7 protein-coding genes and 2 rRNA genes are annotated in these 8,674 nt (G+C 38.9%); 6 read left to right on the top strand and 3 right to left on the bottom strand.

The window, feature by feature from the left end; translation table 11 throughout:
* From J576_RS09090 to J576_RS09080, 3 genes are all read left to right on the top strand, one after another.
* Window positions 1-208, top strand: a 23S ribosomal RNA gene (locus tag J576_RS09090); the annotation flags it as partial.
* A 179-nt stretch (window positions 209-387) separates the two neighbouring features.
* Window positions 388-502: ribosomal RNA gene (gene rrf, locus J576_RS09085) — 5S ribosomal RNA — on the top strand.
* Between the two features lie 107 nt (window positions 503-609).
* Window positions 610-1,023, top strand: a complete 414-nt coding sequence (locus tag J576_RS09080) for an SRPBCC family protein (protein ID WP_002053775.1) — start codon at window positions 610-612, stop codon at window positions 1,021-1,023.
* Window positions 1,024-1,051: 28 nt separating this feature from the next.
* On the opposite strand, the gene J576_RS09075 is transcribed toward J576_RS09080, so the two are convergent.
* Window positions 1,052-1,744: a TIGR04219 family outer membrane beta-barrel protein gene (locus J576_RS09075; protein WP_002053937.1), complete on the bottom strand. Its 693-nt coding sequence runs from the start codon at window positions 1,742-1,744 to the stop codon at window positions 1,052-1,054.
* A gap of 628 nt (window positions 1,745-2,372) precedes the next feature.
* On the opposite strand from J576_RS09075, the gene J576_RS09070 reads away from it, so the two are divergent.
* Window positions 2,373-3,851: a sodium-dependent transporter gene (locus tag J576_RS09070; protein WP_002053942.1), complete on the top strand. Its 1,479-nt coding sequence runs from the start codon at window positions 2,373-2,375 to the stop codon at window positions 3,849-3,851.
* Between the two features lie 12 nt (window positions 3,852-3,863).
* Window positions 3,864-4,007 carry a methionine/alanine import family NSS transporter small subunit gene (locus tag J576_RS09065; RefSeq protein ID WP_004704675.1) on the top strand — a complete coding sequence of 48 codons (144 nt, stop codon included), beginning with the start codon at window positions 3,864-3,866 and terminating at the stop codon, window positions 4,005-4,007.
* A 42-nt stretch (window positions 4,008-4,049) separates the two neighbouring features.
* On the opposite strand, the gene rsmB is transcribed toward J576_RS09065, so the two are convergent.
* Both rsmB and fmt read right to left on the bottom strand, forming a co-directional pair.
* Entirely contained in the window at window positions 4,050-5,354 is a 1,305-nt protein-coding gene (rsmB, locus tag J576_RS09060; RefSeq protein ID WP_002053837.1) for a 16S rRNA (cytosine(967)-C(5))-methyltransferase RsmB, read from the bottom strand.
* A complete protein-coding gene (gene fmt / locus J576_RS09055) occupies window positions 5,351-6,313 on the bottom strand; it encodes a methionyl-tRNA formyltransferase (RefSeq protein ID WP_002054034.1) in 963 nt (320 codons plus the stop codon). The genes rsmB and fmt overlap by 4 nt, the downstream gene beginning before the upstream one ends.
* Window positions 6,314-6,661: 348 nt before the next feature.
* Here fmt and ilvD point away from each other — a divergent pair, with 348 nt between their 5' ends.
* Window positions 6,662-8,491, top strand: a complete 1,830-nt coding sequence (ilvD, locus tag J576_RS09050) for a dihydroxy-acid dehydratase (protein WP_002053969.1) — start codon at window positions 6,662-6,664, stop codon at window positions 8,489-8,491.
* Window positions 8,492-8,674: the final 183 nt, after the last annotated feature.

Below are 8,674 nucleotides of genomic sequence, written 5' to 3'. Positions count from 1 at the left end.
TGTGACGCCAGTCGCATCGCCGGGTAGCTATGTTCGGAAGGGATAACCGCTGAAAGCATCTAAGCGGGAAGCCTACCTCAAGATAAGATTTCCCTAGGAATTTATTCCTCTAAAGAGCCGTTCGAGACTAGGACGTTGATAGGTTGGATGTGGAAGCATAGTGATATGTGAAGCTGACCAATACTAATTGCTCGTGAGGCTTGACTATACAACACCCAAGCAGTTGTATATAAAGCATCAATCGATTCATAAATCTACAAACAAACTTGATTTAGTTATAACACTAGATAAAATGAACACAGTCAGATTCAATCAGCCCAGTCTGTAAAGATTTGGAAAACGCTTCGGCAGTCAATAAGACCAAAGCAAGTATCCATAAACAGTTGTGCTGGCGACCATAGCAAGAGTGAACCACCTGATCCCTTCCCGAACTCAGAAGTGAAACCTCTTAGCGCTGATGGTAGTGTGGGGTTACCCATGTGAGAGTAAGTCATCGCCAGCTCATTATTCTAAACACCCCAATCTCAAAAGAGGTCGGGGTGTTTTTTTATTTGTCAGATGATTACTTCAAGAATAATATAAATTCGATAAAATATGGAAAAATACAAAATGATGAAGGCAATTGAGTTATCTCAATATATTCCATATCCACCTAAGAAAGTATGGGAAGCATTGACCACACCTGAACTCATTCAACAATGGTGGGTTAAAGGAGATATTCAGCCTAAAGCTGGTCATCAATTTACTTTAGATATGGGTAGTTTTGGAGTACAACATTGCCTAGTTAAGGTAGCTGATAAAGAAATTTTATTTGAATATGACTTTGCAATTGGTGTACTTGATACAACTCTAAGATGGCAATTAATTCCTCAAGGAGAGGGCACACTTTTGCAGCTTAAACATTCGCGATTTAATGAGAATTCTTCTGTGGGACAACAAGCTTTTATGGGTATGAGAAAAGGTTGGCCACAAATTTTAAGTCGAATTGAGACGGTAATTTCTAATTATAAAAAAATAGGGTGAAAGGATATTTCTCTCACCCTCATTGAGTCTAAAAATGTGCTTCTAAGCCAACATAAGGGCCTTTAAACTCAAATTTAAGGTCATTGTTATCATAATCATCTAAGTCAATATTAAGTACGCGATAGCCTGCTTTAAGGCCTAAATCGACTACTAAATTATCGACAAATTTATACTTTACTTCTGCTAATGCATCTGTGATTTTTGCATCATTAAAGTTTGTATAAGTTGCTTCACCTTTAGCACTTAAACCTGTGAATGGAAGTTTTACTTCTCCCGACAAATAAGCAATAGGATATGTTTTATCAATATCTACACGTTTACCTGTATAGGCGGTGATATCACCATTTAATACGGTTGCACCCAGACCCGCATCCACACTCACAATATTATCTAGTAATTCATAATAAAGAATAAAATCACTATGATCTAAATTAATCTTATAGTTAGCTTGACCTAAGGTCTCTGATTTAGTTTGAGTTTCTAGATTAACGTAACGAATTTTTGCATTTGGAATAAATGGGATTGGGTGCTCGAATGCTACTGAAAGTTGTGCACTGCCTTTTCGATCTAAGTCTTGGTCATCTGGCAATTGTGTAGACATGTTTGCTTTACCATCGTAAAACCAATAGCCCACGTCCCCTTTAACTCCTATAAAATCCGCTTGAGCAAATCCGCTAAGACTCATCCCGAGTGCCAAAAAAGACATTTTTAATATCTTCATCATCATATCCTAAGAAAAGAAATCTTTGAGCGCATGATATAGACATCTGAGAAGTTATGCATTGATGAAAAATGGTGAATATAAAACTTTTAGAATTATAATTATTTTTATTAATTTATGTTTTTGATTTTATTATTAAAATATAGATTTAAAGTGGGGCTTGTTAGGAAAAATTTTAGTATAAATTTTGTGTAATACGTCGGTAAGATTCTGTGATTTTACTCATCTAAAATTGGTTGATATATCTACTTTATGAAATAGAAAATAATTTAAATGGTAGAAAATATCATTGCTTATATTCTCTAATAATATGTTTTAGAACATGAATATTAGCTAAAAAATAACCAATCTAAATCAAAATCTCTAAAAAACGTAAAATTTCAGACGGAAATTACAGTAAAAATAAATAAAAACGGGTATTGTTCAACTATATAGGGGCAAAAAATGGACAAAAATCTTTAAGGAAGAATTTTCTATTTTTGCTTGTTTGAAATGAAAATAAAAATACTCAAAAGGTGCCTTTTATTCTCTATCAAACACAAAAGTATTCTTTGGTTCTTTTTTTGCGTGCGGAATAACAATCAACAAAAGCAGTAAAAATAAGTAATCTTTTAACATTAGGTGTTCTATGACAGATTCTCGTGAAAACTGGACGTCACGATCTGGTTTTATTATCGCAGCCGTTGGTTCGGCTGTTGGTTTAGGTAATATTTGGCGTTTCCCCTACGTTGCTTATGAAAATGGTGGTGGTGCGTTCCTTATTCCTTACTTACTTGCACTTATTACGGCAGGTTTACCATTACTATTTTTAGATTATGCAGTAGGCCATCGTAGTACAGGATCGCCTCCTAAAGCGTATAGAGCTTTGTTTAAAGGCGGAGAAACTCTAGGATGGTGGCAGGTTTGCGTCTGTATCATTATTGGTTTGTATTACGCAAGTGTTCTGACTTGGGCTGGTAGCTACATTTATTTTTCTATTGGCCAAATGTGGGGAAGTGACCCGGAAGGCTTCTTCTTCAATACCTATTTACAAACCACAAAAGCGACTGGCTTTGATTTGCAGTTTGTAGGCCATTTATTCTGGCCAATTGTTGGAATTTGGGCACTGACTTTAATCATTTTATATGGTGGAGTGAAAAAAGGTGTTGAATTATCTAATAAGATTTTCATGCCTTTATTATTCATCTTATTTACGATTTTAGTGATTCAGTCATTACGTTTACCGGGTGCAGTACAAGGTTTAAATGCTTTCTTTACTCCAAACTGGTCTGCCATGATGGACTATAAAGTTTGGTTAGCAGCCTATGGTCATACTTTCTTCTCACTCTCTGTTGGTTTCGGGATTATGGTGACCTATGCATCTTACTTAAAACCAAAAACCAATTTAACTGGCTCCGGTCTTATCGTTGGTTTCGCGAATGCATCGACAGAGATTTTAGCGGGTATCGGTATTTTTGCAGCGCTTGGCTTTATGGCACATGCTGCAGGTACTGAAGTTAAAGATGTGGTGAGTGGTGGTATTGGTCTCGCATTTATTGCCTTCCCTAAAATTATTTCAAGTTTAGGTTCTGGTGCTGATCTATTCGGCCTTTTATTCTTCTCTTCATTATTTGTAGCTGGTATTTCTTCAATGGTTAGTATTTTGGAAGTACCTATTGCAGCGATGCAAGATAAGTTGAAGTGGAGTCGTAAGAAAGCGGTTACCATTATTGGTGGCGGTAGTGCTCTAGTCTCAATTATTTTATTCTCAAGTGTAAATGCAATTAAGCTCGTTGATATTGTCGACCATTTTATCAATAACATTGGCATTATTGGGGGAGCATTGATATCAATTATTAGCGTAGCTTGGTTTAAGCGCTCAGCTCTTAGAGAGCTTCGTGATCATGTCAATCGTATCTCAACCATTCAATTGGGTAAGGGATGGGATTTCACCTTAACCGTGATCACTACTTTTATCCTATTAACAACACTCACTATGACTGTTTTTAATTTGATCAAAAATGGCTATGATACTTATAGTATGAGCTTACAAGGTGTATTTGGCTGGGGCAGTGTGATTTTCTGTGCAGTCGTTGCTATCGTGTTAAGTAAAATGAAAGATCGCTAGGAGGATAAAATAATGAATACTTCGGCAATCGTGATGATGATAATTTCAATGGTATTTGTATGGGGTGGACTAGCTTTATCCATCTTACATTTATCAAAACATCCTGAAGAGTTAGATGAAGTCTTAGAAGAAGTCAAAGACCAGCACACTCTTTAATACTGATCTAGTAAAAAAGCAGGCTTTTAAGCCTGCTTTTTTTTATGCAATTTTTTGAATTTTACAATAATAAAATCCATCACCAGATTGTGCTTCTGGCAACAGTTGTCTGCCATGAGCTTGTTCAATTCCCCAATCTGCTTCAATTTTTACTTCTTTTGCATCGGTATGCTTTGCAAAGAAGCTAATCATCTGCTGTTCATTTTCAGCTTTTAAAATTGAACAGGTGATGTAAAGCAGGGTGCCTCCAACTTTAAGTTGCTGCCACATGTGCTCTAAGATCTGCTTTTGTAGCTCAATGGTTTGGGCTATGTCACTAGATTGGCGCAATAGACGTATGTCAGGATGGCGTCGAATTACACCTGTCGCAGAACAAGGTGCATCAAGCACGATACAATCTACAGGTTGGGCTGGAGTCCACTTGGTTGCATCTGCTGCCAAAATTTCAGTATGGCTTTGATCTAGTGCTAGTCGGTTTAGGTTTTCAGTTACACGGACTAAACGACTTGGATCCTGATCAATGGCGATTAACTGTGCTGGTTTAAATTTTTCAAGCAAATGAGCCGTTTTTCCACCTGGAGCCGCACACGCATCAATAACTGTTTTATTGTTTAAATCAGGCAATAAGGTTGCACATAGCTGTGCATGTTCATCTTGTACAGAAAACCAGCCCTGTTTAAAACCCTGTAACTGTGTGATTTGTACAGATTGTTCAAGAATAATACCCGCGTCAGATAGAGTACACGCACGTGCCTGAATGTCTAAACTTTGTAGTTTTGCTAAATAAGCATCGCGACCGATATGGCGTTGGTTTACTCGTAAAGTTAAAGGTGCGGCTTGCTTTAACGATTGGCAGAGAGCTTCTGTTTGTTCTCCCCAATCCTTCTTTAAACGCTTAAAAAGCCAACTTGGTAAGCCATGGGCTTGCTGTAAACCTTGTTGAAAGTCCTCAGTTTCGCGAGTTGCTCGGCGCAAAATTGCATTCACAATACCGCTGAGTGCAGGGAAACCAAGTTGTTTAGTCGCATCTACTGTTTCTGAGATGGCAGCGTGCGCTGCAATACGCGTGCATAAAACTTGATAAAGACCAACGTATAAACAAGTTTCTACTGTCTCATTGTTTAAAGGTTTGCTGAGCAAAGGCAGACTAATTGACTTAAGTGCGAACCATTGGCGTAAAGTACCTAGAACAAGTTCATGAAATAACGCACGATCACGCTCTGCGACTTGATTCAGCTGTGTATTTAAAATACTAGCCAATGATTGGCCCTGCTGAACTTTGAGTAACGTTTGGACGACTTGAGCGCGCAGGTTAAAACGTGATGAGTTTGAAGTAACCTGACTCATGGCAGAACCTGTCCTACATGAAGTTTTTGAGTTTGTGCAATTTGTTGAGCATTTAATGCTTTACCACCTGGCCACTGTACGCTCGTTAGACAAATAAATGTATTTTCACCGCAAGCAACATGTACGCCTTGTTTATCAATTGCAATAATTTCACCAGCTTGAGCATGTGCTTTGCTTTGGCTAGAAACTAGAGAATTCCAAACACGCAGTGCATTATTTTCATCAAGTTGAACAAAAGCGACTGGCCAAGGGTTAAATGCACGGATATTGCGATCTACTTGAACTGCATTCATAGACCAATCAATACGAGCTTCTGACTTTACGAGTTTATGAGCATAGACCGTTAAGCTTTCGTCTTGGACTTCGCGTTCTGCCAAATATTTTTGTAGTGTTGCTTCTGACTCGAGTACCGCACAAATTGCTGTTGCTCCTTGTGCTGCTAACTTGTCATGTAAAGTCGCAGAAGTATCTTCGGCAGTGATCGGACAATAGGTTTTATACATCATATCGCCTGTATCTAAACCTGCCGCCATTTGCATGATGGTAATGCCGGTTTCTTCATCACCTGTTGCAATCGCGCGTTGAATTGGCGCTGCACCACGCCAACGTGGTAATAGCGAGCCGTGAATATTTAAACAGCCATATTTAGGTGTATCGAGCACAGCTTGTGGAAGAATTAAACCATATGCTGCAACTACCATGACATCAGCGCCTAAAGCAGCCAGTTCTTGTTGAGCAGCCAAGCCTTCTTCAGTTGAAGCTTTGAAGTGAAGCGGTTGATAAACAGGAATATTATGTTCCAGTGCAAGCTGTTTGACAGGAGACGGTGTTAGTTTTTGTCCACGGCCTGCTTTACGGTCTGGTTGAGTATAAACCGCGATAATTTCATGGGAAGTTTTTAATAAAGCCGCCAATGCTGTTGCAGCAAATTCGGGGGTGCCAGCAAAAATAATTTTCACAAATGCAATCCAAAAAGAGTTTATACGTAGTATACGTGAAAAACGATTGAAGCCCTAAACTCATGGCGATTGAGCATTTTAGTTTTTAAATAGTGAACAAAAAATTATTGAAAAAATTTTATTGATAAAAAAAGGTTATAAAAAAATAAAAAATTATTCATGTAAGTTTTGCTAAATATTGACTGAGTATTATCGTTCTTGGCTTTCCCTATATTATTTGCTTCTATAGAATGGAGAATGATCAAATTATGATGATGAGTCAATATTCCGACTGATCTAACGCTATATCAGTATCATTCAGCCAGAGTGGAAGTCATTTCACTCAAGCACAACTTGTTGGAAATACAAATGCCTGACTATCGTTCAAAAACATCGACACACGGAAGAAATATGGCTGGCGCACGTGGCTTATGGCGTGCAACAGGAATGAAAGATGAAGATTTCGGCAAACCAATTATTGCTGTGGTCAATTCATTTACTCAATTTGTTCCGGGCCATGTCCATCTAAAAGATTTAGGGCAGCTTGTCGCAGCAGAAATTCAGGCAGCAGGTGGTGTTGCTAAAGAGTTCAATACAATTGCGGTGGATGATGGTATCGCGATGGGGCATGACGGCATGCTTTATTCATTACCATCACGTGATTTAATTGCGGATTCAGTTGAATATATGGTGAATGCTCATTGCGCCGATGCGATGGTATGTATTTCGAACTGTGACAAAATTACTCCGGGAATGTTGATGGCCGCTATGCGTCTAAATATTCCTGTGGTGTTTGTGTCTGGCGGACCAATGGAAGCAGGTAAGGTTAAATTCCGTGGTGATGAAAAGGCCATTGACCTTGTAGATGCTATGGTTGTTGCAGCTGATGACAGCTACACAGACGAAGAAGTTGCAGAATTTGAACGTTCAGCATGTCCAACCTGTGGTTCATGTTCAGGTATGTTCACTGCGAACTCAATGAACTGTTTAACAGAAGCGCTAGGTTTATCGTTACCGGGCAATGGTTCTATCGTTGCAACGCATGCAAACCGTAAAAAATTATTCTTAAAAGCAGGTCAGCTTATTGTTGAATTGGCTAAGCGCTACTATGAGCAAAATGATGCAAGTATTTTGCCTCGTTCAATTGCCACTAAAGCTGCCTTTAAAAATGCGATGACACTTGATATTGCAATGGGCGGTTCAACCAATACAGTTCTCCACTTGTTAGCTGCGGCAAATGAAGCTGAAGTTGACTTTACGATGGACGACATTGATGAGTTGTCACGTCGAGTACCAGTGCTTTCAAAAGTAGCACCAGCAAAACAAGACGTACATATGGAAGATGTACATCGTGCAGGCGGTATCATGGCCATTTTAGGCGAGCTTGATCGTGCGAATCTACTTGATGTATCTGTACCGACAGTACATGAAAAAACTTTAAAAGATGCTTTAGATAAGTGGGATATTATCCGTACTGAAAATGCAGAGGTTTATGAGTTCTATCGTTCATCTCCGGGTGGTGTTCCGACTCAAGTTGCATTCTCACAAAACCGTTACTACTCAACTTTAGATGGCGACCGTGAAAAGGGCGTAATTCGTAATGCAGAACATGCATTTTCTAAAGATGGTGGTTTAGCTGTTTTATACGGCAACATCGCACTTGATGGTTGTATCGTAAAAACTGCGGGTGTAGATGAATCTATTTTAAAATTCACTGGTACAGCACGCGTTTTTGAGAGCCAAGATGCAGCTGTAGAAGCAATTTTAGGTAATGAGATTAAAGCTGGCGATGTTGTTGTTATTCGCTACGAAGGTCCACGTGGTGGTCCGGGCATGCAAGAAATGCTTTACCCAACCAGCTATCTTAAATCTAAAGGTTTAGGAAAAGACTGTGCCTTGGTTACAGATGGTCGTTTCTCTGGTGGTTCATCAGGTCTTTCAATTGGTCACGTTTCGCCAGAAGCTGCTGAAGGCGGTGCAATTGGTTTAGTTGAAGATGGCGATACCATCGAAATTGATATTCCAAACCGTACGATTCATTTGAATATTGATGATGCGACTATGGCGCACCGTCGTACAGTTCAAGAAGCGAAAGGCTGGCATCCGAAAGATGAACGTAAACGTAAAGTATCAAAAGCGTTAAAAGTTTATGCAATGCATACTACAAGTGCGGCAAAAGGAGCTGTACGCGTTCTATAAAATATTCAATTTTAATAATTGAATAGGAAACATGCACCCATTAACACGATGAATTGATATCATGTTAAGGGTGCATTTTTTATGTCTGGTAAAAAAAATCCGCTTGTAGGAAAAGGTGTTTTCAGATCATTCTATGGGTTTCCCATAAAATGGTGATAAAATCTTCACCTACGCAGAAACTCG

The organism is Acinetobacter sp. 766875, from assembly GCF_000582055.1.
Lineage (GTDB): Bacteria > Pseudomonadota > Gammaproteobacteria > Pseudomonadales > Moraxellaceae > Acinetobacter > Acinetobacter nosocomialis.
The sequence above is the reverse complement of the archived record's forward strand: the minus strand, read 5'-3'. Positions and strand labels throughout refer to the sequence as shown.

Coding starts and splice junctions, on each gene's coding strand:
- J576_RS09080 (WP_002053775.1), top strand. CDS start 610: ATGATGAAGGCAATTGAGTTATCTCAATATATTCCATATCCACCTAAG.
- J576_RS09075 (WP_002053937.1), bottom strand. CDS start 1,744: ATGAAGATATTAAAAATGTCTTTTTTGGCACTCGGGATGAGTCTTAGC.
- J576_RS09070 (WP_002053942.1), top strand. CDS start 2,373: ATGACAGATTCTCGTGAAAACTGGACGTCACGATCTGGTTTTATTATC.
- J576_RS09065 (WP_004704675.1), top strand. CDS start 3,864: ATGAATACTTCGGCAATCGTGATGATGATAATTTCAATGGTATTTGTA.
- rsmB (WP_002053837.1), bottom strand. CDS start 5,354: ATGAGTCAGGTTACTTCAAACTCATCACGTTTTAACCTGCGCGCTCAA.
- ilvD (WP_002053969.1), top strand. CDS start 6,662: ATGCCTGACTATCGTTCAAAAACATCGACACACGGAAGAAATATGGCT.